25 protein-coding genes are annotated in these 21,743 nt (G+C 60.6%); 12 read left to right on the forward strand and 13 right to left on the reverse strand.

All coding sequences use genetic code 11. From position 1 onward, the window contains the following. Positions 1-34: 34 nt before the first annotated feature. Positions 35-865 carry a TrmB family transcriptional regulator gene (locus HL657_RS11740; protein ID WP_317297002.1) on the forward strand — a complete coding sequence of 277 codons (831 nt, stop codon included), beginning with the start codon at positions 35-37 and terminating at the stop codon, positions 863-865. Positions 866-871: 6 nt separating this feature from the next. Here HL657_RS11740 and HL657_RS11745 read toward each other — a convergent pair whose 3' ends face one another. From HL657_RS11745 to HL657_RS11755, 3 genes are all read right to left on the reverse strand, one after another. Beyond that, the gene (locus HL657_RS11745) at positions 872-1,558 is read right to left on the reverse strand and encodes a nitrite/sulfite reductase domain-containing protein (protein ID WP_317297003.1); all 687 of its coding nucleotides are present in this window, start codon (positions 1,556-1,558) and stop codon (positions 872-874) included. 100 nt (positions 1,559-1,658) lie between these two features. Beyond that, the gene (locus HL657_RS11750; RefSeq protein WP_317297004.1) at positions 1,659-2,165 is read right to left on the reverse strand and encodes a hypothetical protein; all 507 of its coding nucleotides are present in this window, start codon (positions 2,163-2,165) and stop codon (positions 1,659-1,661) included. Between the two features lie 56 nt (positions 2,166-2,221). Next, positions 2,222-2,566: a DUF488 domain-containing protein gene (locus tag HL657_RS11755; RefSeq protein WP_317297005.1), complete on the reverse strand. Its 345-nt coding sequence runs from the start codon at positions 2,564-2,566 to the stop codon at positions 2,222-2,224. A gap of 119 nt (positions 2,567-2,685) precedes the next feature. On the opposite strand from HL657_RS11755, the gene HL657_RS11760 reads away from it, so the two are divergent. The 4 genes from HL657_RS11760 (at position 2,686) to HL657_RS11775 (ending at position 6,101) form a co-directional block, all read left to right on the forward strand. Then, the gene (locus HL657_RS11760) at positions 2,686-2,814 is read left to right on the forward strand and encodes a cupredoxin domain-containing protein (RefSeq protein ID WP_317297006.1); all 129 of its coding nucleotides are present in this window, start codon (positions 2,686-2,688) and stop codon (positions 2,812-2,814) included. Between the two features lie 95 nt (positions 2,815-2,909). Then, complete coding sequence (locus tag HL657_RS11765; protein ID WP_317297007.1) at positions 2,910-3,422, forward strand: cupredoxin domain-containing protein; 513 nt, start codon at positions 2,910-2,912, stop codon at positions 3,420-3,422. A 150-nt stretch (positions 3,423-3,572) separates the two neighbouring features. Next, entirely contained in the window at positions 3,573-5,627 is a 2,055-nt protein-coding gene (locus HL657_RS11770; RefSeq protein WP_317297008.1) for a PQQ-dependent sugar dehydrogenase, read from the forward strand. A 171-nt stretch (positions 5,628-5,798) separates the two neighbouring features. Further along, complete coding sequence (locus HL657_RS11775) at positions 5,799-6,101, forward strand: hypothetical protein (protein WP_317297009.1); 303 nt, start codon at positions 5,799-5,801, stop codon at positions 6,099-6,101. Positions 6,102-6,351: 250 nt separating this feature from the next. Here the strand turns inward: HL657_RS11775 and HL657_RS11780 are convergent, their stop codons facing one another. Further along, positions 6,352-9,921 carry an Ig-like domain-containing protein gene (locus HL657_RS11780; protein WP_317297010.1) on the reverse strand — a complete coding sequence of 1,190 codons (3,570 nt, stop codon included), beginning with the start codon at positions 9,919-9,921 and terminating at the stop codon, positions 6,352-6,354. A 719-nt stretch (positions 9,922-10,640) separates the two neighbouring features. Beyond that, positions 10,641-14,723 carry an Ig-like domain-containing protein gene (locus HL657_RS11785; protein WP_317297011.1) on the reverse strand — a complete coding sequence of 1,361 codons (4,083 nt, stop codon included), beginning with the start codon at positions 14,721-14,723 and terminating at the stop codon, positions 10,641-10,643. A 735-nt stretch (positions 14,724-15,458) separates the two neighbouring features. On the opposite strand from HL657_RS11785, the gene HL657_RS11790 reads away from it, so the two are divergent. Next, a complete protein-coding gene (locus HL657_RS11790) occupies positions 15,459-15,839 on the forward strand; it encodes a type IV pilin N-terminal domain-containing protein (protein WP_317297012.1) in 381 nt (126 codons plus the stop codon). 133 nt (positions 15,840-15,972) lie between these two features. Here the strand turns inward: HL657_RS11790 and HL657_RS11795 are convergent, their stop codons facing one another. The 7 genes from HL657_RS11795 to HL657_RS11825 form a co-directional block, all read right to left on the reverse strand. Then, positions 15,973-16,245: a type II toxin-antitoxin system RelE family toxin gene (locus HL657_RS11795; protein WP_317297013.1), complete on the reverse strand. Its 273-nt coding sequence runs from the start codon at positions 16,243-16,245 to the stop codon at positions 15,973-15,975. Next, a complete protein-coding gene (locus tag HL657_RS11800; RefSeq protein ID WP_317297014.1) occupies positions 16,245-16,463 on the reverse strand; it encodes a hypothetical protein in 219 nt (72 codons plus the stop codon). The genes HL657_RS11795 and HL657_RS11800 overlap by 1 nt, the downstream gene beginning before the upstream one ends. 771 nt (positions 16,464-17,234) lie before the next feature. Then, positions 17,235-17,498 carry a type II toxin-antitoxin system RelE family toxin gene (locus tag HL657_RS11805; RefSeq protein WP_317297015.1) on the reverse strand — a complete coding sequence of 88 codons (264 nt, stop codon included), beginning with the start codon at positions 17,496-17,498 and terminating at the stop codon, positions 17,235-17,237. Continuing rightward, complete coding sequence (locus tag HL657_RS11810) at positions 17,495-17,734, reverse strand: hypothetical protein (protein ID WP_317297016.1); 240 nt, start codon at positions 17,732-17,734, stop codon at positions 17,495-17,497. Before HL657_RS11810 ends, HL657_RS11805 begins: the two co-directional genes overlap by 4 nt. A gap of 37 nt (positions 17,735-17,771) precedes the next feature. Then, positions 17,772-17,936 (reverse strand): hypothetical protein, encoded by a 165-nt coding sequence (locus HL657_RS11815; protein WP_317297017.1) that lies wholly within the window; start codon positions 17,934-17,936, stop codon positions 17,772-17,774. Between the two features lie 135 nt (positions 17,937-18,071). Next, positions 18,072-18,275, reverse strand: a complete 204-nt coding sequence (locus HL657_RS11820) for a hypothetical protein (protein WP_317297018.1) — start codon at positions 18,273-18,275, stop codon at positions 18,072-18,074. A gap of 44 nt (positions 18,276-18,319) precedes the next feature. Next, positions 18,320-18,472, reverse strand: a complete 153-nt coding sequence (locus HL657_RS11825; protein ID WP_317297019.1) for a hypothetical protein — start codon at positions 18,470-18,472, stop codon at positions 18,320-18,322. A gap of 94 nt (positions 18,473-18,566) precedes the next feature. Here HL657_RS11825 and HL657_RS11830 point away from each other — a divergent pair, with 94 nt between their 5' ends. The 5 genes from HL657_RS11830 to HL657_RS11845 all read left to right on the forward strand — a co-directional run bounded on the left by HL657_RS11830 (position 18,567) and on the right by HL657_RS11845 (position 20,408). Then, complete coding sequence (locus tag HL657_RS11830) at positions 18,567-18,791, forward strand: type II toxin-antitoxin system HicB family antitoxin (RefSeq protein WP_317297020.1); 225 nt, start codon at positions 18,567-18,569, stop codon at positions 18,789-18,791. 27 nt (positions 18,792-18,818) lie between these two features. After that, entirely contained in the window at positions 18,819-19,004 is a 186-nt protein-coding gene (locus tag HL657_RS13465; protein ID WP_394804658.1) for a type II toxin-antitoxin system HicA family toxin, read from the forward strand. Positions 19,005-19,342: 338 nt separating this feature from the next. Then, positions 19,343-19,651, forward strand: coding sequence for a hypothetical protein (locus HL657_RS11835; protein ID WP_317297021.1), 309 nt, complete (start codon positions 19,343-19,345; stop codon positions 19,649-19,651). A 249-nt stretch (positions 19,652-19,900) separates the two neighbouring features. Then, the gene (locus HL657_RS11840) at positions 19,901-20,167 is read left to right on the forward strand and encodes an AbrB/MazE/SpoVT family DNA-binding domain-containing protein (protein ID WP_317297022.1); all 267 of its coding nucleotides are present in this window, start codon (positions 19,901-19,903) and stop codon (positions 20,165-20,167) included. 67 nt (positions 20,168-20,234) lie between these two features. Continuing rightward, positions 20,235-20,408 (forward strand): hypothetical protein, encoded by a 174-nt coding sequence (locus tag HL657_RS11845; protein ID WP_317297023.1) that lies wholly within the window; start codon positions 20,235-20,237, stop codon positions 20,406-20,408. Positions 20,409-20,447: 39 nt separating this feature from the next. On the opposite strand, the gene HL657_RS11850 is transcribed toward HL657_RS11845, so the two are convergent. Beyond that, positions 20,448-20,876, reverse strand: coding sequence for a hypothetical protein (locus HL657_RS11850; RefSeq protein WP_317297024.1), 429 nt, complete (start codon positions 20,874-20,876; stop codon positions 20,448-20,450). A 103-nt stretch (positions 20,877-20,979) separates the two neighbouring features. Between HL657_RS11850 and HL657_RS11855 the strand changes: the two genes are divergently transcribed. Next, the gene (locus tag HL657_RS11855) at positions 20,980-21,678 is read left to right on the forward strand and encodes a DUF3800 domain-containing protein (protein WP_317297025.1); all 699 of its coding nucleotides are present in this window, start codon (positions 20,980-20,982) and stop codon (positions 21,676-21,678) included. The last annotated feature ends 65 nt before the right edge of the window (positions 21,679-21,743 follow it).

The raw sequence follows: 21,743 nt of genomic DNA on the forward strand, positions 1-21,743 counted from the left end.
GTTTAACTCTCGTGTAACTCTTATAGTAACAACTATGGATGACCTGATCCGGAGCCTCACGGCGCTCGGGCTGACGGCGTACGAAGCCCGGGTTTACGCCGCCCTCGTTGGGATCGGGGAGGGGAGCGCCCGTCAGATCCACGAGGCGAGCGGCGTCCCGCGCCCGAGGGTCTACGACATCGCCGAAGGGCTTGCCGGCCGGGGTTTCATCACTGTCCGGCGGGGAAGCCCGCACGTCTACATCCCGGCCGAGCCCGCCGTCGTCATCCACCACTTAAAGAGTGCCGTGGATGCCGCGGCGACGGCGGCGGTGCAGGGTCTCGACGCCCTCTCGCTCGATGCCCGGGCGAAGAACTCGCCGATCTGGTACGTGCAGGGGGAGTGGAGCATCCGGCGCCACGCGGAGTCGCTTGCCGGGGGCGTCGCCCGCGACCTTGCCGTCGTCTGCCTGGACTACCGGGAGATCGGGGAGTTCGCCCGGCTGATCGCCGATGCATCACGGGACCACCCGGTGAGCGTCCTCCTCCCGAACGGGAAGCGCGGGATCAAAAAGCCGCTCGGGGACGCGTCCCTCTACGTCCCGAAGCCCTTCTGCACTTTCTTCCAGGAGAACATCTTCGAGAAGATCTACTGCGGCCCGATCCCGGTGGACGGGTCGGCGTTCCTGCTCGAGTATATCTTCATCGCCGACGACCGCGTCTGCATGATCGTCTACCGCCAGGACGGGGTCCGGAACGCCGTCGTGATCACCCTCCCGTTCATCACCTGCGTCCAGAGGCAGTTCGTCAACAGGATGATCGCGAACGCCGATTGCATCGGCGGCCCGGCGGGAGACGAGATGGGGGTGCGGCCCCCTTCCGCGTAACCCCGGTCAGACGGAGTCCAGCGGTATGTAGGGGGCGAAGGTCAGGACGTCTTTTTTGACGGCGTCGAACCCGACCCGCTCGACGAACCGTGCGGTCCGCTCTCCCGGTTTGGCGTTCTCCCGGTAGTACTCGAGCAGCCGACGGGTAAGGTCGAGAGCCTGCTCTTTCGTGAGGTCTTTTGCGGCGACGTCGCCGATTCGGGGCCGGCCGCCGGAGTTGCCGCCGAAGATGACCGTCCAGCCTTTCGCGTTCCCGACGATGCCGATATCCCGGAGGTAACTCTCGCCGCAGCACCGGGGGCATCCCGAGACGCCCATCTTGAGTTTTGCCGGCAGGTTCATGTCCTGGTAGAGTTCCTCGGCCTCGAGCCCGAGGCCCAGGGAGTCCTGCTTGCCGTATTTGCAGGTCACCGTCCCCGGGCATGCCTGGACGTAGTGGACGCAGGGCGCGGTCGCCTGCCCGACGGTCATCCCGAGTTCGTTCCAGATGCTCTCGACGTCCTCTTCTTTGATCCCGACGAGTACCATCCGCTGTCCCGACGTCATCTTGATGACGGGGATCTCATAGCGCCTGACGACCTTGACGATGCTCTCCAGGTGCTCAGGGCTGACAATTCCGGCGGGCGTTCTCGGCACGATCGCGTATGATGTGCCGTCTCTCTGGAGGATTGCTCCTCTGGGTCCGTTTTCCATGCTCGTTTCACCTCTCCGGCAGCGTGGGATGCGCCGGATATAAACCAGCCATCGCTGTCCGGAGAGAAAAGCGTGCTGTCACTCTGCGGGGTACACCCGTTCAGTGATCCCCGTACGGCCCTTCGCCCCGCGAGCGCAGGTGCCAGAGCAGCACGGCTGCCGCGAGGAGCACGACGTTCACGGCGAGCAGGGGCAGGTTTTCGGCATAGGCGAGGAGGCCGGCCGGCAGGAGCGTTACGGAGATGACGGCGGTCAGGATGGAGGCGGCAAGGAAGACCGGGAAGGTCTGTTCATACCCCGGCGCCCTGAACCCCTCGAAGAGGGGCTGCTGCAGGAGGTACGATGCATAGGCGACGGCAAGCACCAGGACGATGTAGGCCACCGTCGCCGGGAGGAACCGCCGGCCGAGGCCCTCGCTCTTTATGAGGAGGTAGAGGATGGCGAGAGGGGAGGCGCCGACGAACGCGGCCATCCAGGTGGTGGTGCTCACTGTCAGGCCGAACGGCGGATCGAACCCGGCAAGGGCGAGTGCGCCGGGCTGGGTGAGAACGAGAAGGAGGAGGTTGATCAGGAGAAAGTCCGCTCCCGTGCGGTGTAAGGAGCTCATTCAGGTTTCTGTCGGCCGCCATGCCTTAAACGCTTTCCTGTTCCGCGCCGGCCCCCTCATTCCTCCTCGATATACCGTTTCAGCGCCAAGGCGTTGTTGTGGGTCTCGTCCCGGGCGGCGTAGAGGAGCGTGATGGTCCCCTCGTCTGCCTCCCGCCGGAGCCGGGCGAGCGCCTCCGCCTTCCCCTCAAGTTCGGCCCGGTAGCGCCGCAGGAACTCCTCCCACTTCGCCGGGTCGTGCCCGAACCACCGGCGCAGTTCGCCCGACGGCGCGAGGTCCTTCTCCCACCGGTCGAGTAACGCCTTCTCCTTCGAGATCCCTCGCGGCCAGATCCGGTCGACAAGGACCCGGACGCCGTCGTCCACCGAGGGTTCTTCGTAGATCCGTTTTGTGCGTATCATAGGCGGGGATATGCGAGTTCCCTACTTAATCCTGTCCCTGCCGAAAACCCGGCCTTACCGGAGAAGATCGCCGGAATTGTCGGATTTCCGGGACTCCTGATCTTCACCCTGGGGATAGGGTGTGCAGTCCTCTCTCCGGGGCGGTCGCCCAGGAGTACGGGGGCGACCTGGCCGCGACCCCGCTCGGCACCTACCACTTCCAGTGCGATGGCCATCCCTTTATGACCGGCGACTTCATCGTGGAGTGACCCGGAGCGCACCGGCATGCGATGAGCGGGATTGCCCTGCTCCTCCTGTCCTTTTCTCCTATGCGGACCTTCCCGTGCGGATACATATAAATAGCATGTACAGGATCGTTTCGCTCATGAAGCCCAATGCAACCCTTCTCGTGGCGCTCCTCATCGTGAGCGCCGGCATGCTGGTCGCGGGGTGCACCGCGCCGGGTGGAGACGGCACTCAGCCGACCCCCACGGAGACGGTAACGACCCCGACCGAGACCCAGACCCCGGCAGCCACGGAGACAGCGAGCGTCACAACGGTAGCGACGACCGCAGCGGGCGGAGGGATCGCGACAGTCGAGCTCGCCGCCGATAACATGGCGTTCGACGCGAGCACGATAACGGTGCCGGCAGGGGTGGAGGTGACGATAATCTTCGACAACCAGGACGACGGCATCCTCCATAACGTTGCGGTCTACACGGACTCCTCTGCGGCCGAAGAGATCTACGTGGGCGAGACCATCACCGGCCCGTCAGTCATCACCTACACCTTCACCGCCCCTGAGGAGCCGGGAACCTACTTCTTCCGGTGCGACGTCCACCCCCAGCAGATGACCGGCGACTTCATCGTGGAGTGACCGGCACCCCTCATCACTGGGGGGATCTCTCTTCTCCTCCTCTCCTGAAGGGATTGTGCTGATGAAGATCCCACCTCAACCGTGTACCCGGGGTAAGGCCGGTCGCTCCGGCGCAACACTTATCAAGCCGGATGTCGTGCCCTGCTCCGCATGACAAAAGTTGCTGTTGTCATAGTATCCCTCCTCGTCCTCGCACTCGTCGCGGGTGCGGGTGCAGCGCAGGTGGGATCGAGCAATGTCAGCGATATCAACGAGAGTTCAAACCAGACGATTGAAAGTATGCAGAATGTGAGCGGCAACGCAACGGACCTCACGAACGCCGGATCCCCGCTTGCCGCGCAACTCCAGGACAACGCGACCAGGACGAACCTGACCGTATCGAACGTCACGACCGAGATCGGCCTTGAACTCGTCGCGGAGAACTTCACCTCGCCCCTCGCGCTCACGGCGCCCGACGACGGGACCGGACGGCTCTTCGTCGTGGACCAGATCGGCGTGGTATGGGCCGTCGATGCGAACGGGACCACGCTCCCCGAACCGTTCCTGGACGTCCAGGACAACCTGGCCGACCTCCGGCCGATCTACGACGAGCGGGGCCTGCTCGGTTTCGCGTTCCACCCACAGTTCGCGGAGAACGGCAAAGTCTACGCGTTCTACAGCGCACCCTTAAGGCCGGAGGCTCCCGAGGGCTGGAACTGCACGAACTACATCTCCGAGTTCCAGGTCGACCCCGAAGACTCGAACCGGGTGAACGCAGCCTCCGAGAGGGTGCTGATGTACATCGACAAGCCCTACCATAACCACAACGGCGGCCCGATCGCCTTCAGCCCCGCCGACGGCTACCTCTACGTCGCGCTCGGGGATGCCGGAAGGGCGAACGACGTCGGGAACGCCCACACCCCGGGTATCGGGAACGGCCAGGACCTCACGAAGATTTACGGCAAGATCCTCCGGATCGACGTGGACAACGTCACCCCCGAGAACGTGACCGGGCTGATGAACCAGACAGACAACATGACCGTCAACCGGACGGAGAACCCGCCCGACCCGACGTGGACGACGTTCGCCGGCAGCCTCTACGGTATACCGCCCGACAACCCGTTCGCGGAGAACCGGACCGAGATCCTCGACATCTACGCCTATGATGCCGTCCCGCCCGAGATCTACGCTTATGGGTTGCGCAACCCTGCCTACATGTCGTTTGACTCCGGCGGTAATAACGCGCTCTTTGTCGCCGACGCTGGCCAGAACCTCTTTGAGGAGGTGGACGTCGTCTACACCGGCGGCAACTACGGCTGGAACATCCGTGAGGGCACGCACTGTTTCGACCCGAACGCCACCACGAGCCCGCCGGAGTCCTGCAACGCCACCGGCTACCAGGGAGAACCGCTGATCGGCCCCATCTTCGAGGGCGGCCGTGACCTCGGCATCGTCGTCGTCGGCGGCAATGTGTACCGCGGGACCGCTGTTCCGGAACTCGAGGGCAGCTACGTCTTCGGCTACTGGAGCGACAGCCGGACAGTGGGCAACGGCACCCTCATCGTTGCGACGCCCCCGGAGGGATGGGCTGAAGAAGCGCTGCCGGATGCGGCGAATCTGACTCCTGAGGCGAACGCCATGTGGGAGGTCCAGATGGTGAACATCACCGGCCAGACCAACGAGACCCTGGGCATGTTCCTGCGCGGGTTCGGCGAGGATGCCGAGCGTGAACTCTATGTGCTGACGAACGATGTGGGAGGACCTGACAACTCCACCAGCACCGGCAGGGTCTGGAGGATCGTGGCGCCCACCGCCGCCGGCCCCACCCCGACGATGAACGTGACCCCGCCCGCGACCGCGAACGAGACCCCTGTGGTTGTTCCCCCGGTCGGAAACCAGACCATGAACGTGACCCCCCCCGCGACGGCATCCGGGGCCGGGACGATGGTGAACATCGTTGCACAGGACTTCGCCTTCGACGCGGAGACGATCACGGTGCCGGCGGGGGCGGAGGTGACGATGGTTCTTGACAACCAGGACCAGGGCATCCCCCACAACGTCGCGGTCTACGACAGCCCCCTCAGGGCGGAGCAGATCTTCGTGGGCGAGATCATCACCGGGCCCGCCGAGACCACCTACACCTTCACGGCGCCGTCCGAGCCCGGGACCTACTACTTCCAGTGCGACGTCCACCCCGACATGAACGGCGACTTCATTGTGGAGTGATGCGGAGGGGGGATCACCTCCTTCCCTCCCGTTTCGATCTCTTCCTCCTCTGTGCCGCTGGTGAAGGGAAACAGCGGGCCTCTCCCCCGGGAGGCTTCCGACAGTCCCCCAACGGCCGCGACCCGCACGGGTAAGCAAATTATAAATACCATGTGTGTGATGGCACCTCCCATGAGGCAAATCTCAGTCCTTCTGGCGGTGCTTCTCATCCTGGGCGTGGGCATACTGGCGGCAGGATGCACCATGCCGGAGGGAGACGGCATCCAGCCGACCCCCACGGAGCCGATGACAACCCCGATGGAGACCGGGACTCCGATGGAGATCGAAACCCCGATGGAGACCGGGACTCCAATGGAGATCGAAACCCCGATGGAGACCGGGACTCCGATGGAGATCGAAACCCCGATGGAGACCGGGACTCCGATGGAGATTGAAACCCCAATAGGCGCAGCGACGACCGTAGCGGGTGGCTAGAGCGGGTACTAACACGGAAAGACTGTCGAACAGGTTGCATGGGGGGGTGCCCCCTTCCCTCTCTTCTCTTACAAAACTCCACGAAAAGAGCGCGGTCGGCATCCGCGTATCGACTTCGCTCCGGTTCTGGCTGGACGGGTGCTGCCGCGACCCTTGAAGGTGGCATATGGTGTTTGGTCCTGCCGGCACCGCAAGCGGGCCCACGGAGAGCACATCCGCGATAGAGCAGCAAAAAAAAAGGTAGGGTCAGTTAGTTCTTCCTTCTTCCCCAGAGGAGGAAGGCCAGCGGGGCGAGGAGGGGCGCGTAGACGAGCGGTGCCGCGGGTGTCGTCGTCGGCGCGGCGGCGGTCGGCTCCGTCGTCACGTTCCCGGTCACCTCAGGCGTCCCGGTAACGTCAGGCGTCTCGGTAGTCTCAATTGTGGCATTTACCTCTTCCGCCGACGCCTTCACATCCACCGGCGACGCGGCGATGGCAAACGTGGAGAACCCGGATGTGGTTGCCTGGAAGCGGTAATTCCCGTTCTCCTCACCGATGACCTCAGTCTCCAGGGGCTGCCAGGCGCCGTCGACGTAGCGCATGAGCCTGACGTCCTCTGCGGTTATGTTGTGGCCTTCAAGCCAGTCGGTGGGGACGGTAAAGAACACTTCCGCACTGCTGATGGCGTTCGGGCCCACCCAGTTGGGGGTGATCGCGACATACTCGTAGACGTCACCGGCAGGAGGCTCCGCCGCCGAGGGTGCAGTCGTCTTCTTCACGGTCAGCATCATCCGCGGGATTGCGCTGGCTGCCGTGACGTTGACGCTGCCGACCGACGAGGTGGTCAGATCCGAGAACATGAACGTATCGCCGCTTCTCAAATTCTCGCATGTCCTCGCACAGAACGTGGGCTCGCTGCTGCCGCCTCCGCCACCGCCGCCGCTGCTTCCGGGGGTGACCGGAGTGGGTTCAGGTACGGCGGTTGCCGAGACGGTGACGGTGGCCTCCGCGGAGGCGTCGCCTGCCGATGCCATTACGTTCGTCGTTCCCTCCGCGAACGCAGCGAAGAGCCCGGCACGGTCGATCGAACCTGCGTCCAGGTCAGAGGATGACCACGTGACGCTGATCCAGTCCATCTGGTTGTCGCGCTGGTCATAGACGGTCGCCGTGAACTGCCGGGTTTCTCCGGGCAGAATCGTGGCCGTGGTCGGCTCGATCTCGATGCGGGTCGGGGCCGGCGGGAGTTCGACGGTCACCATCGCGGTTCCGGTCTCGTTCTCGGCCGTTGCGGTGATGGTCGCTGTGCCTTCCTCAAGCGCGCTGAAGAGTCCGTCTGCATCGATCGTGCCGACCATCTCGTCGCTGATCGTCCATGTCACGACCGCGTCGGATGTCTCGTTGCCCTCCGGGTCATAGACGGTCGCGGTGAACTGCCGGGAGTCCCCGGCGTTCAGGGTGATCGTCGACGGAGAGACAACAACTCCCGATGAGGCAGTGGTGACTGTTACCTCAGCCGTCCCGGTTACGTTCTCTACTGTTGCGGTGACGGTCGCCGTCCCGTCGTCGAGGGCTGAGAAGAGTCCGTCTGCATCGATCGTGCCGACGGTCTCGTCGCTGCTCGTCCAGGCGATCTCAACGCCGGCTATTTCGGCACCGAACTGGTCGAAAGCGGTCGCGGTGAACTGCTGTGTCTCATTGGAGCCGAAGGTGATCTCCGAGGGTGTAACAACGATACTGGCGAGAGCCGGATCCTCGTTGTTGACCGTGACGTTCGCCGTTGCGGTTACGTTCTCTGCTGTTGCGGTGACGGTCGCCGTCCCGTCGTCGAGGGCTGAGAAGAATCCGTCTGCATCGATCGTGCCGACCGTCTCATTGCTGCTCGTCCAGTTGATTGCAACATCGCTCATGACGTTGCCGTCCTGGTCGCGAGCGGTCACGATGAACCGCTGGGTATCGCCGATCCCGAGGGTGGCCCCGGTCGGTGTGACCTGAATACTGTCCAGGATCGGCTCTTCGACAATGACGGTAGCCGATCCGGTTACATTGTCTGCCGTTGCCGTGACGTTTGTCGTGCCCGCGGCGAGGGCGGTGAAGACACCCTCCGCATCGATTGTGCCGACGGCCTCATTGCCGCTCGTCCAGTTGATCGCAACGTCGGTCATGGCGTTGCCGAACTGGTCGAGGGCGGTCGCGTTGAACTGCTCCGTCTCGTTGATCGCGAGGGTGGCCGTGAGCGGTGTGACCTGAATGCTGTCCAGGATCAGCTCTTCGGCGCTGACGGTGACAGTCGCTTCTCCGGTTACGTCACCTGCCGTTGCCGTGACGTTTGCCGTCCCCTCAGCATGGGCCGTGAAGACACCCTCCGCATCGATCATGCCGACGGTCTCGTTGCTGCTCGTCCAGTTGATTGCAACGTCGGTCATGGCGTTGCCGAACTGGTCGAGGGCAGTCGCGGTGAACTGTTCCGTCTCGTTGATCGCGAGGGTGGCTGTGAGCGGTGTGACCTGAATGCTGTCCAGGCTCAGCTCCTCGGCACTGACGGTGACAGTCGCTTCTCCGGTTACATTGCCTGCCGTTGCCGTGACGTTTGCCGTGCCCGCGGCGAGGGCGGTGAAGACTCCGTCTGCATCGATCGTGCCGACGGTCTCATTGCCGCTCGTCCAGTTGATTGCAACGTCGGTCATGGCGTTGCTGTCCTGGTCAAGAACAGTCGCGTTGAACTGCTCCGTCTCGTTGATCGCGAGGGTGGCCGTGAGCGGTGTGACCTCGATGGCCGTCGGTACCGGTTCGGTCAATCCTGCAGGGTCATAGACGAACATATAGAGGTTCGAATCAGGGCTCTTGCCCCTCTGCCAGACGATGGTGTTGTCGCTGACGGCAGGGTAGAGTTGCTCATCGTTGGCCGCGTCTTCGGGCACAAATACGGACATCTCTTTCTCGGCGGAGAGATCGTACAGGTAGATGCTCCGCGATTCATCCCGCGTGTCTTCCCAGGCGATGATGCTCCCGCTGATTGCCGGTGAGACCTGATTCCTGGGGGCTGTGGTGATTCGCTCTTCCCCACCGGAGGGGTCGTCGAGATCGGTCATGTAGATCTCAGAGTCTCCCGATCCGTGCCGGTAATCTTCCCAGGCGATGGTGCTCCCGTAGAGTGAGGGCCAGGATTGGATCGCCTGAATCGTGGAGATCGGTCCTACAACCTCTTCGTTCTGGATGTCGTAATACCAGATCCTCTCTCCGTCAGCATCGTCCACCCAGGCGAGATACTTCTCCGAGAGGGCGGGTTTGAACTCGGTAGTCACTGCCGTGAAGGGGATCGTTGTCCTCGCGTCACGCTCGATGACGTCCTTCACGCTGCCGGCGGCGATGTCGTAGAGGACGATGTTGGTATCGCCGCTGCTGTCGTCGTACCAGGCGATGTAATCCCCGTGGATGGCAGGCAGCCACTGCTTGCCCGTGTCATTAGTGAGTTGGGTTGTCTCGTCTGTCGAGCGCTTATAGAGGTAGATATCCCAGTTTCCGTTCCGGTCATCCTGCCAGACGACGTAGTCTCCGGATATGGACGGCCTTTCCTGTGAGGAAAGATTGTCCGTTAATCTCTCTCCGGTATAACCGGTCGGTCTGGATCGAAATTCGTCGATCGTCCCGAGATAGATGTCCATGTCCCCGTTTCGGTCGTCTTCCCAGACGATTGTGCTGCCATCGATATCAGGGTAGTTCTGGGCCTTGTCAAAGCCCCTGTAAATGTGCTCCCCTGGAGCAGGCATTGCCATAACCGGCGATGCCAGCAGCCCGATGACGACGACTGCACACAATAGTGCCAGATGTTTGTGTTCTGTCATTTATTTCCCCCTTGCATGAATTGCTCTCCACCTGCGAGATCGCGGTGCATACCTTCCGGTAGACACAAACAGACCACTAAAGCAGGTGCTCACCAGAGCACCCGGCAAGTGTACTGCGGATTTTGATTTAAGACCCGGTCATAGGGTAGCCGGTGAATGGGGGAATAGCGGTATAAATATATATCCTTTACGGTGATTTATTCTCAAATTTTTATAATAAATACAGGAATCTCTCATGTGTCTATAGGGCCGCAGGGAGACCCTGAGAGGCTCTCCACGGACCGTCTTCTGCCGGGAGAAGGGGAGGCCTCTGGCCGCGTATATTCTCCCGGGGAACGGTATGGTCACGGGTTTTTGAGTGAAGCCGCTGCTCATCGCCCGGGTGCCCTGCCGGTCAGCGCATCGCGGCAGGGTCCCGCCGGCTCCTCCGCCGGGCGACCCGTTCCACGATTCTTTCCACGGCGTCGTAGAGTGGATTGGCCGGGGCGTTCGTGTAGTAGCGGGCGGACGGATCAAGCCAGCCCCGCTCCTTCTAGCTGGTCCTGGTCGGCCCGGGCGGAGTCTGCCGTTCGTCAAAGCGCTGTCCACCGGCAGGGATCACCCGGGCCACTCTCGAAGATGCCGTTGCAGAAGTCAACGACCGTAACCGGGAGCCCGGCTGAACCCGGACTTCGTCGTCCCGGGAACCGCACCGTGGGCGCGCCAAAAAAAAGGTGGGGTTAGTTCTTTCTTCTTCCCCAGAGGAGGAAGGCCAGCGGGGCGAGGAGGGGCGCGTAGATGAGCGGTGCCGCGGGTGTCGTCGTCGGCGCGGCGGTCGTCTGCTCCGCCGTCACCTCTTCGGTCGGGGTCACCGTGGCCGTGGCGTTCGTCTCCTCGAGCGTGGCGGTCGTGGTTACGGTCGCGTTCTCCGGCATCGCGGCGACTGCGAAGGTGGAGAATCCGGGGGTGGTTGCCTGGAAGCGGTATTTCCCGTTCTCCTCACCGATGACCTCGGTCTCCAGGATCTGCCAGTCGCCGTCGACGTAGCGCATGAGCCTGACGTCCTCCGGGAGCATGCCATGCTCCTCGAGCCACTTCGCCGGGACGGTGAACGTCACCGTCGCACCGCTGATGTCGTTCTGGTTCGCCCACGAGAGGGCGATCTCGACGTACTCGTAGGCGCTGCCGGGAGGCTCAGCCTGGTTGGGGCACCCCGTCTCCTTCACGGTAAGCAGCAGTTTCGGGATGTTGCCGGCCGCCGTGATGGAAACACTACCGATCGATGAGACGCTGATGTCCGAGAACGTGAACGTCTCGCCGCTCTTCAGGTTCTCGCAGGTCCCCGCGGAGAAGGAGGGGCCGGAGCTGCCGCCGCCATCGCTCTGGGTGTGTTTGGTCGATCCGCCGTTGTTCCCGGGATCCGGCGTGGGATCGGTCGTGGGCGCCGCCGTGATGGTGACCGACGCCGTTCCCTCCACGCCGCCGGCACACGCCGTCACGTCTGCTGATCCCTCTGCGAACGCCGCGAAGATTCCGGCCTGGTCTATCGTGCCGAGGTCCGCATCGGAGCACGACCAGGCTACCCGGACCCAGTCCATCACGTTCTCGCACTGGTCAAAGACCGTGGCTGTGAACTCCCGGGTTCCTCCGGGCGCGAGCGTGGCTTCAAGCGGTTCGACCTCGATGCAGGCCGGGACCGGGAGCGAGGGCAGAACGGTCACGCAGGCGGCGCCGGAGATCCCGTCAGCCGATGCGATGAGCCGCACCTCACCGTCGCAGAGAGCGTTGAAGACGCCGCACTCGTCGATGGTGCCGACGCACAGGTCACTGCTCTCCCAGGTCACATCGATGTCCATGGGGAAGCCATACTGGTCGAGTCCTCTGGCGATGAGCGTCAGGCTGTTCCCGGCGGGGATGCAGAAGTCGGACGGGCTGACCTCGATCCGCGCAAGTTCCGGCGACGTCGACCGGACGGTCACCGTCGCGGTCCCGGTCGCGGTCGCGGTCTCTCCGGCAACCGTTGCGGTGACGGACGTGCTGCCTTCGCCGTGTGAGGTGAAGAGACCATCTGCGTCGATATCGCCGATCTCCGGGTCTTCGCAGGACCAGGTTATCGCGGGATCGGAGGCGTTCTCCTGCAGGTCATACACGGTCGCGGTGAACTGCCATGTCTCGCCGACGTCGAGGATGATCGCCGACGGGGAGACCACGACACCCGTGGACTCATCGGTGACTTCTATCTCCGTCGTCCCGGTTACGCCGTTTGCCGTTGCGGTGACGGTCGCCGTGCCGGCGGTGAAAGCCGCGAAGAACCCGGTACCGTCGACTTCGCCGACAGTTTCATCGCTGCACTCCCACTCGATCTCGGCGTCGGGCATCTCGCAGCCGTCCTGGTCGAACGCTGTCGCGGTGAACGTCGCGGTGTCGCCTTTGGCGAGCGTGATCGCCGACGGCGTGATGGCGATGCGGGAGAGGACGGGGTCGTTGCAGTTCACGGTGACGCTTGCGGTTCCTTCAGCGCCGTCTCCGCATGCGGTGATGGTCGCCGTGCCCGCGTCAAGAGCGGTGAAGACACCGCAGCAGTCGATCTCGCCGACACACGGGCCGCTGCACTCCCAGGTTACTCCTGCGTCCTCAACGATGTTGCCGAACCGGTCGAACGCGACGGCTTCGAACTGCAGGTCTTCGCCGACCTCGAGCGTTGCCGCGGACGGCATGACCGCGATCTTCGCGAACGCGGGCCGTTCGTCGACAGTGACGGTCGCGGTTCCGGTGAGGCCGTCGGCCGTTCCGGTGACGGTCGTTGTGCCTGCAGCGAGAGCGGTGAAGAATCCGTCCGCATCGATGGTGCCGACGTTCTCGTCGCTGCTCGACCAGGCGGTCTCCCCGGCGGGCATGGCGTTGCCGTTCTGGTCATAGACGGTCACGATGAACTTCTGGATGTCCTCGACGTCCAGGGCGGCCGTGGCGGGTGTGATCGCGATCTCTGTCGCGACCGGGTCTACCGGTGAGCCGGAGCCGACGGCGACGGTCGCGGTTCCGGTGAGGCCGCCGGCCGTTCCGATGACGGTCGTTGTGCCTGCAGCGAGAGCGGTGAAGATTCCGCTGGACTCATCGATGGTTCCGACGGTCGTGTTGCCGCTCGCCCACGTGACCGCGACGCTGGTCATCTCGCCGCCGAACTGGTCGCGGACGGTTGCCGTGAACTGCTGCGTGTCGTCGACATCGAGGGTGGCTGCGGTCGGTGTGACCTCGATCTCGGTTGCGACCGGCTCTTCGTCCGTGACGGTGACGGTCGCGGTCGCGAAGATGCCGTCTGCCGACGCGGTGACGGTCGCCGTGCCCGCGGCCTTCGCGGTGAAGAGACCGGTACTGTCGATCTCACCGATGGTTTCGTCACTGCACGACCAGTTGAACTCAACGCCGGCCATCTCTTCTTCGAACTGGTCGAAGGCGGTTGCGGTGAACTGTTTCGTCGCGCTGAGATCGAGCGTGAACGTGGACGGGTCGATCGCGATGCGCGTCACGACCGGTTCTACCGGTTCGTCGGGGTTGACGGTGACGGTCGCGGTTCCAGTGATGCCGCCCGCCGACGCGATGACGGTCGCCGTGCCCGCTTCGTAAGCGAGGAAGTAGCCGCCGGAGTCGACGTATCCGACGGTTCCGTTGCCACACGACCAGGAGACCTCCAGGTCGGGTATGGCTTCGTCGTTCTCGTCGTAACAGGTGGCGTTGAACTTCACCTCGTCGTCGATATCCAGCGTAGCTTCAGATGGTTCGACATCGATTCTCGCGACCTCGATCGGCTCTCCCTCGGGATCGTACATGAACATGTAGAGGTCCGAGGTGGTATCGCGGGCTTTCTGCCAGACGATCATGTTACCGCTGGCGGCGGGGTAAAGCTGTTCGCCGCCGGCGGTGGGCACGGCCATCTCTTCACCGTCGGGGAGGTGGCTGAGGTCGTACATGTAGATGCTTCTCGGTGCGTCCCGCTTGTCCTCCCATGCGACTATCTGTCCGGTGAGCGCCGGCGAAACCTGGTCGGAGCCGTCGGAGGTGATCCTATGCTCCCCTTCGAACGGGTCGTCGAGATTGGTCATGTAGATGTCGGGGTTCCCGTGCCGGTTATCCTCCCAGGCGATGATGCTCCCGTAGAGCGAGGGCCAGGACTGAATCGCCGTGCTCGTGGATACCGCCCCTTTTATCTCGCCGTCGTTGATGGAGTAATACTGGATCCTCTCGTTGGCCTCTTCGACCCAGGCGACGTACTTCTCCGAGAGTGCGGGCTTGAACTCGGTGCTCCCGCCGGGGATCGTCGTCTTCGCGTCGCACTCGATGACGTCTTTCACGCTGCCGGCGGCGATGTCGTAGAGGACGATGTTGGTATCGCCGCTGCTGTCGTCGTACCAGGCAACGTAGTTCCCGCGGACGATCGGGAGCCATTGCTTGCCCGCGTCATTGGTGAGTTGGGTTGTCTCGTCTGTCGAGCGCTTATAGAGGTAGATATCCCAGTTTCCGTTCCGGTCATCCTGCCAGACGATGTAGTTGCCCGAGATGGACGGCCTCTCCTGTGAGGCAGGATCGTTTGTTATCCTGGTGCCGGAGGTGCCCGGACTGTCCGAGAAGTAGATCTCTTTGTTCCCATCCCGGCCGTCTTCCCAGACGACCATAGTTCCGTCGATGTCGGGGTTCTCCTGCGACCCGGGGAAGACGGCAAACGGTACCAGATCTCCCGGAGCAGTTTTCGCCGCCGTAACCGGCGGTGCCAGCAGCCCGACGATGACGACTGCACATAACAGTGTCAGATACGTAAGTTTTTTCATTTTTTCCCCCTTGACAATCGCTCCCTGTCCGCGGGACGGCGGCGGATACCTGCCGGTAGCACAAACGGGCTTGCTAAAGCAGGTGCTCGCCGGGGCGTCCGGCAGACGGATCGCGAATTTCGATTTAAGACCCGGTTATAGGGTAGCCGGTGAATGGGGGATAGTGGTATAAATATATATCCTTTACGGTGATTTATTCTCAAATTTTTATAATAAAAACAGGGATCTCTTATGCGCCCGTAAGGGCAGAGAGAGGACCGGAAGGGGCCTTCGCAGGCCGTTGTCTGACGGATCGTGGGGAGGCAGCTCGGGGCGTGTATTCGCCCCGGAATCGGTACGGACAGTAATTTTCTATCGAAACCCCCGCAGAAGAACCGGTGGCCGGATCTGGTCGGCGCTTCTCGTCCAGCTCGAAGCACGCGCCGTACCCCGGCAGGGTTCAGGACCGATGTCCGTGAGCATGAGGTATTCGAGCTCGACGTCGTCCTCGATCCCGCCGCCCGAGAGGTGCTGCCTCTGCGGAGGGTTCCATGATAACCGGGATCGTCATATTATGATGCAGTAGCCTGTCTACCGTAACATTATCCCCTTGCTACAGTAGTTTACAGTAACTATGGTTCTCGATCACCTCTTCGCCCTCATCAAGAATGGAGAATCCGAGCAACGGGGAAGCCTCCCTGCCGCCCGGTTCGATATGAGCAGCCTTTTATCCGATTTATCGCGATATTTCTTTTAATGGCAGGCGCGGATATCGAGGGCGGGGTCTCGGAGGTGCTGAGCACGATCCTGATGGTGGCGGTCGTGGTCACCCTCGCGGCAATCGTGGCATCGCTGGTCTTCGGGATCGGGCTCCCGGAGGAGCCCAAGACCGTCGTGGTGACGGCGACCCGGTCGGGGGATAACGTCACGTTCATTGTGCACGGCGGGATGAACATGGACCGGATCACGGAGATTACGTGCTGGATCGGCGGGACGGATCCGGAAAACGAGAATTTCACGCTTGAAACCCGGGCGGGGGCGACCAAATCGTGGTCTGTTCCGGACGCGACGCGGATCGTGGTCGTGGGGAAATTTGAGGATAACGAGTCGTGGATATTGGTTGATAAGACGCTCTAATGCGTCGGGCGGTCTTCATCTGCAGGCGGGGATTTTTTTTGTGCGCGACTGGCGCTCGTTTGCGAGCGGCAGAAGACCGAAGGTCTTCGACTCGCAACTGCCTGGAAGGGGAGCAACCTGGTGCTCCAGGCCTTCACCGCAACCTGTAGACGTGCCGGCGATGATCGACTGCTATCAGGTACACTGTTCTTTCTCTTTCGTCGGGAAGGAATATCAGTCGATAACGCTTTGCAATCCGGGTTGCATTCTTCCCGTGCAGTGCACCCGAAAGCCAACCGCCTGTATTGAGGGGGTCCTGTTTCAGGCGTTGAAGTTTTTTTCCGAGTTCGATTATTACTTCTTTGTTGTCTTTGACCTTTGAGAGGCTCTCGACGAATGTATCGGTCCTCCTGATCGTCCATTCCATCAGGACAGCTCGCCGAGCAGGTCATCTATTGAGGATATCTCCCGGAATCGTCCGGCTGCGATGTCTTCTTCGCTCTTTTGTATCTGCGCCATCGTTTCGGGATTGCTGAGAATCTCAACGGTATCGAGAAGGGCGTCAAGATCTTCCCGCCGGACCATTGTCTCCTGTATCTTTTTGATTTCAAGATAGAGTTCATCGATGGTGACAGCCGGAGTCATAAGTAGTAGTAACCGTCTGGTCAAATAAAAGTATTCTGGAGGTGGTGAGCGCCTTTCTCATGGCGGCGGCCGTGGTCGCCTTTGCAGGAATCTCTCCACTCTTGTCGAAATGGGCATCATTGCCGTGAAACGGGGGGAGGCTACGGCGATATGCACTCAATCCGTCATTCCGATCATTGTGGACAATCGCGGGCAGAGCCCGGACTGAGAGATGTATAAAATCTGTAATCCATGGATGAAACTGTCTGAAATTAGAGAACCTGTCCCTGATCCTGATAGCGGTATCCGGACAATTGCGGACAGCTGATATGGTTGCCGCGCACCTACCGCCATCCTTGCAGGGATTGTGCCGTTGATATTCTTCGGCATCGTCCATTCCATCAGGACAGCTCGCCGGGCAGGTCATCTATTGACGATATCTCCCGGAATCGTCCGGCAAGGAGCGGTCTGCTGACGCCTGTGGATCGGCATCGCGGGTGTCCATCGAGAGGGCGATGTTGCCGGGGACAAATCCACCGCCGTGTTCGTCAACCGTCCCTCGCTCACCTTGTCGCCGGGGATCGTGGAGCAGGTTGTAGAGGGGGGAAGGCCTCTATCGGCATCCCAATTCACTCACGCGGAGGCGCGAAGAACGCGAAGTTCGGTTTCCGAGTGCTGCGGCCGGGGAATGAGTCCTGAGTGTTTTCTCCCGGGCGCTTGCTTATTCCGGTGGAGGGGCCTCGATTGTCCGGGTCCCGGCACGGGTTCGAGGGCATGAGCATCAGAGGTATCTCATAGGTTATCATGGGCATTCTTTCGATGATTGAGATCGACCGCCATAATAACGAGTTGTTGGTGCTCAAATGCCAGGATGACCCGGTACGTTCCTACCCGCAGGGAGAATAGCGGTAAGTTCGTCAGGCGCTTCACCTGCAGGTGAGGGTCTTCTTCCTCTGCCAGCAGTTCAAGCGCCTGGATAATCCGGGTGGCAACCTCCTTTGGAAGATGCTTTAATTTATACCGGGCTCTTTTTGAGTAGATGAGCGTGTATCTCACTCGATCCCCAGATCCCGCTTCAACTCCTCGTGTGTCACAAACTCGCCCCGCCTGATCTCATCGAGCGACGCCTGGATATCGGCAATCGTCTCGGGGCTCAGGGGCTCGGGGTCCTCGCTCTGGTCCAGCAGCCGGCGAACTATGGTCCGGTATGGCTCTCTGGGGTAGCGGCGCAGACGGTTCAGCCGGTCCCGGTCAGACTTGGTGATCTCGATCGTGGTCGTCTCCTCGGGCATAACGAGTTATGGGTCATTATGGGGTATAAAAGCGTGGCTATGGGTGGAGGTGGTGGGGGTCGCGCCGGCGAGTGTCCCGGGGCTCGGAGTCCTCGCTTTGATCCGGGAGTCGGCATACGATGACCGGGTAGGGCTCGTCCGGGTAGTGGCGGGGTTCGTCCGGCCGATCCCGGTCGGATTTGAGGATCTCGATCGTGGTCATCCCCTTGTTCGGTCACTTCGAGCACAGGCTCAGGCAGATTCTATTCCTCTGCCTCGTCTCGAATGCGACGAAACCCGCTACCCCCTGCTCGATCAGACCATCTCGCTGGTCTGTCAACCAGGGGCCGCTCTCCCTTCAGAGCGGGAAGATCGCGTACTGGATGTACCAGATATACTGCACCACGGGTATCCAGAAGTGGTAGCCCTCCCAGCAGCCGGTGGCAAACCGGAAGTCGACGGCGAGTTCCCAGGCAAGCGGGAAGAGCATCAGCACCGGGACGGCGTAGGCGAGGAGCCGTGCGTCCCGCGGATCGATCCCGGTCAGGCTTTGAACCATCATCTTAAAATCCCGTGTTGCGGTCGCCTTCTTCGCGTTGTTAGTTTTTAATACTCCTGGTTTGAAATGGAACCCCGTCTCTTCAGGTGGTTTACGGCAGCGATCTGCCGCTCATTCAGCCCGAGTGAATCAAGCCGCTCTCTGGTGTACGGATCGTTCCGGAGGACGAGGCTGAACCCCGGGGACGTGTAATCAAACACCGACGGAACACCATTCATCCCGATCGCCGCTCACTGAGTAGCCTGAACCGCTACCCAAAAAACTTGTATAATCCACGTGACCAATGGTATGATCATGAGATATACGGTAGTGCTCGAACCGCAGGAAGAGGGCGGGTTCACCGTCCAGTGCGTTGAAATCCCGGGAGCGATCAGCCAGGGCGAGACACGGGGAGAAGCACTTGCCAATATCAAAGAAGCGATAGAACTTGTTCTTGAGGTGCAGTGGAAAGAGGTGCGTCGGCAGGCATCAACTGTACGTCACGAGATATCGAAGGTTGACGTAGCTGATGTCGCATAAGCGCTGCCGGTTGTCTCTGGGGAAGAGATGGTGAAGTACCTTGCCCGGCATGGTTTCGTTCCGCAACGGCAGACCTCGTCCCATGTTGTCGTGCAGAAGGGGTGGCGGGTCTTTTCTGTACCTTTGCACCGGGAATTGAAGAGAGGCACCCTGAATGGCATCCTCAAACAGGCCGGGATTGATGGGGAAGAGTTCAGGCGCACCTTCAGGTGATGGCCTGAGTTATATTCAACCACCTCCGTGGGAGCTGCCACGCCCTGAATGATGCGGTATTTCATCCCAGGAAAACCTGATGTGTCGAGGGTATACTTTCTAAGGTAACGGTATGCATCGGAGACCCTCTGTTCCACCACACTGGCGGCAGGAGGCTTCTTTGGGAGAAAGAGAGAGTCCGCCTCGGGGCGAAGGGTTACGGAGGAGCCACGTCTGCTCGCCCGGGGCTTGCAGAACCGTGAACGTCCGCCGCCGGTCCTGACGATGACGGAGGGGAGGCGCGTTTTGCGAGGAGCGACGGGCCGAAGGGCCGGAGCAGGAGCACCGCCAGGTGCGACTTGCGACGTTCCGTAGGAACGGAGCTTGAGCACCGCGGTCCCGGCGAGGAAGAGGTAGGTGAGGGTCGTGACGAACGTGATCTGGCCGCCAAAGTTGTTGCCGGCGATGACCTGGAGGACGACGAAGATGAGCGGGAGGTCGATGACCGCGAGCCAGAAGAGGGTTTTCAAGGCCTCCCGCACCCCGTCGGCGTCGAGGGCGAAGAAGGCGAGGAGCCGTGCGTCCCGGGGGCTGATCCCGGCCGGTCTTTTGCGGATGAGTGCGTAGCCGGCCGCCCCGGCGAGGAGGAGGGGTCGTTGTCGGGCTGAAGGTCCGCGTTCTGATCCCGGCCATGGTCCGGGTGCCGGAAGCCCTGTACGGTACACTGAAAATTTGCAAACTGTTTTGGGCGAACTTGTGATGACCGCCGACTTCGGGGCGGGCAGCCCCGGGATGGGAGAACACGCCTGCCACTCCAACCCTGCGGGCAGGCGCCCGCTCACAGGCTCCTGAAGGGTGTGTCTGGTGCCATGCAAACCCTCATATGGGATCGAGTAAGATGTTTCTTACGAGGATCTATGGATATCGGTATCACCAGACTGAGTTCAAAGGGGCAGATTGTCATTCCGGCATTCATGCGGAGGGGGTTTCCTGAGGGTACGCAACTGCTCATCGTCAGGGAGGGGGACCGCTTTATTGTAAAACCGCTTGATGAACTGGAGCCGGGGCTGAAAGAGGATATCCTCTTTGCAGAAAGGACAGAGCGGGCGCTCCAGGAGTTTAAAGAAGGCAAATTTATCAAGAAGGACCATGCCGATTTTATTCATGATCTTGAATCATGGTGACCGTTGCCTACGGCGCGTCCTTTGAGAAACGATCAGGAAGATCCGTGACGGCAGAATAAAGGACCGGGTGAAACAACAGATCCTTAAGGTCATCAACGATCCGAAGATCGGAAAACCGATGAGGTATGGCAGAAAGCAGACGAGGGAGGTATATATCCCTCCATTCCGGTTGTCATACTGCTATGACGAGCAGAGGGATCTCCTGATCTTTCTCGATCTCTACCATAAGGACGAGCAGTAAATATAACTATTAGGTCCGGCCGCCGGGTCCCGGTTCCCCTCATAGCGGGAAGATCGCGTACTGGATGTACCAGACGTACTGCACCACCGGTATCCAGAAGTGATAGCTCTCCCAGCAGCTCGTGGCGAACCGGGAGTCGACAACGAGTTCCCACGCAAGCGGGAAGAACATCAGCACCGGGACGGCGTAGGCGAGGAGGCGAGGGGAGGCCCGGCGGGCGAGTGCGACTGGCCGCAGGGTGCGATGTTCCGTGGGAACGGAGCTTGAGCACCGAAGGTGCGGGGCCGGAGCAGGAGCACCGCCAGGTGCGAAGACGGCAACGTAAAGCACCGCAACACCGGGCAGGGAAATAACGGTAGATACTACGGACCACAGCAACTTCCAGAGGTTCGTGATCGGGAGCCACCGTTGCAGGCAGACCTTCAGGATCTGCCTTTTGGTGACCTGAACTTCTGTTTTGTTCCGCATTTCAACCGTCCAGTCTGGAAACAATCGTAAAGAGTTTAATTGTTGAAAACACCAGTATTTTTACAGAATTCGTATCTTCGGCAGCCCACGGCTGTTTTCTGAGGTGATAATTATACCCGAGATCATGCCCTCCCCCGGGGGAGTTAATATCTACATCGACGAATCCGGGGATCTTGGATTTACTGGAGAGCTCTCTCCCTACTTTATCATCGCAGCAATAATCGCACAGGGCCCGGAACAGGTTCAAAAATGTAGGACCTGTATGAAACGAACCATGAGAAAACTCCCAAAGAAGTACAAAAATATTGCAGAACTCAAATATCACAATACAGATGATACGTACAGGAGGCGTATTTTAGACGATTTTTCAAAAACAGAGATCGAAATTGCATATGTGGTTCTCAGGAAAGAACAGGTTTACGATAATCTAAGGAATAACCGTCAGATATTGTATAATTATCTCACAGGCTCGCTTGTTGCAAATATAATCTCGAAATACGGATTTTCCCATGAAATTAATGTGATCATAGATAAGTCTCTTGATGGAGTGAGCCGGGAAGAGTTCGACAAATACCTTATATATCGCTCTCTGGATCGAGACAATTCGTATCACACGGGAAACTATCAATTAGAAGTAACCCATGTTGATTCGAAACAGAACCTCTGCGTACAGGCAGTTGATTTCATAGCAGGAGCAATCCATAGACATTATAGAGGACATGCGCCCATGGCAGATCACTATCACATCATCGAAGGAAATATAACGGTTGTCCTTGATTATTTCGAAGGTCGTCAAAAGTAGAAAATAGTGACCCCTTCCTTACTTTGTCCCACCCGCCTCAAGGCGGCCTCATCCTTTTCAGGAAG

It is taken from the genome of Methanoculleus nereidis (assembly GCF_032944295.1).
Classification (GTDB): Archaea; Halobacteriota; Methanomicrobia; order Methanomicrobiales; family Methanoculleaceae; genus Methanoculleus; species Methanoculleus nereidis.

Excerpts from the sequence above, each read along its gene's own strand:
- HL657_RS11740 (WP_317297002.1), top strand. The coding sequence starts at position 35 with ATGGATGACCTGATCCGGAGCCTCACGGCGCTCGGGCTGACGGCGTAC.
- HL657_RS11745 (WP_317297003.1), bottom strand. The coding sequence starts at position 1,558 with ATGGAAAACGGACCCAGAGGAGCAATCCTCCAGAGAGACGGCACATCA.
- HL657_RS11750 (WP_317297004.1), bottom strand. The coding sequence starts at position 2,165 with ATGAGCTCCTTACACCGCACGGGAGCGGACTTTCTCCTGATCAACCTC.
- HL657_RS11755 (WP_317297005.1), bottom strand. The coding sequence starts at position 2,566 with ATGATACGCACAAAACGGATCTACGAAGAACCCTCGGTGGACGACGGC.
- HL657_RS11765 (WP_317297007.1), top strand. The coding sequence starts at position 2,910 with ATGTACAGGATCGTTTCGCTCATGAAGCCCAATGCAACCCTTCTCGTG.
- HL657_RS11770 (WP_317297008.1), top strand. The coding sequence starts at position 3,573 with ATGACAAAAGTTGCTGTTGTCATAGTATCCCTCCTCGTCCTCGCACTC.
- HL657_RS11775 (WP_317297009.1), top strand. The coding sequence starts at position 5,799 with ATGAGGCAAATCTCAGTCCTTCTGGCGGTGCTTCTCATCCTGGGCGTG.
- HL657_RS11780 (WP_317297010.1), bottom strand. The coding sequence starts at position 9,921 with ATGACAGAACACAAACATCTGGCACTATTGTGTGCAGTCGTCGTCATC.
- HL657_RS11785 (WP_317297011.1), bottom strand. The coding sequence starts at position 14,723 with ATGAAAAAACTTACGTATCTGACACTGTTATGTGCAGTCGTCATCGTC.
- HL657_RS11790 (WP_317297012.1), top strand. The coding sequence starts at position 15,459 with ATGGCAGGCGCGGATATCGAGGGCGGGGTCTCGGAGGTGCTGAGCACG.
- HL657_RS11795 (WP_317297013.1), bottom strand. The coding sequence starts at position 16,245 with ATGGAATGGACGATCAGGAGGACCGATACATTCGTCGAGAGCCTCTCA.
- HL657_RS11800 (WP_317297014.1), bottom strand. The coding sequence starts at position 16,463 with ATGACTCCGGCTGTCACCATCGATGAACTCTATCTTGAAATCAAAAAG.
- HL657_RS11810 (WP_317297016.1), bottom strand. The coding sequence starts at position 17,734 with ATGCCCGAGGAGACGACCACGATCGAGATCACCAAGTCTGACCGGGAC.
- HL657_RS11815 (WP_317297017.1), bottom strand. The coding sequence starts at position 17,936 with ATGACCACGATCGAGATCCTCAAATCCGACCGGGATCGGCCGGACGAA.
- HL657_RS11820 (WP_317297018.1), bottom strand. The coding sequence starts at position 18,275 with ATGATGGTTCAAAGCCTGACCGGGATCGATCCGCGGGACGCACGGCTC.
- HL657_RS11830 (WP_317297020.1), top strand. The coding sequence starts at position 18,567 with ATGAGATATACGGTAGTGCTCGAACCGCAGGAAGAGGGCGGGTTCACC.
- HL657_RS13465 (WP_394804658.1), top strand. The coding sequence starts at position 18,819 with ATGGTGAAGTACCTTGCCCGGCATGGTTTCGTTCCGCAACGGCAGACC.
- HL657_RS11840 (WP_317297022.1), top strand. The coding sequence starts at position 19,901 with ATGGATATCGGTATCACCAGACTGAGTTCAAAGGGGCAGATTGTCATT.
- HL657_RS11850 (WP_317297024.1), bottom strand. The coding sequence starts at position 20,876 with ATGCGGAACAAAACAGAAGTTCAGGTCACCAAAAGGCAGATCCTGAAG.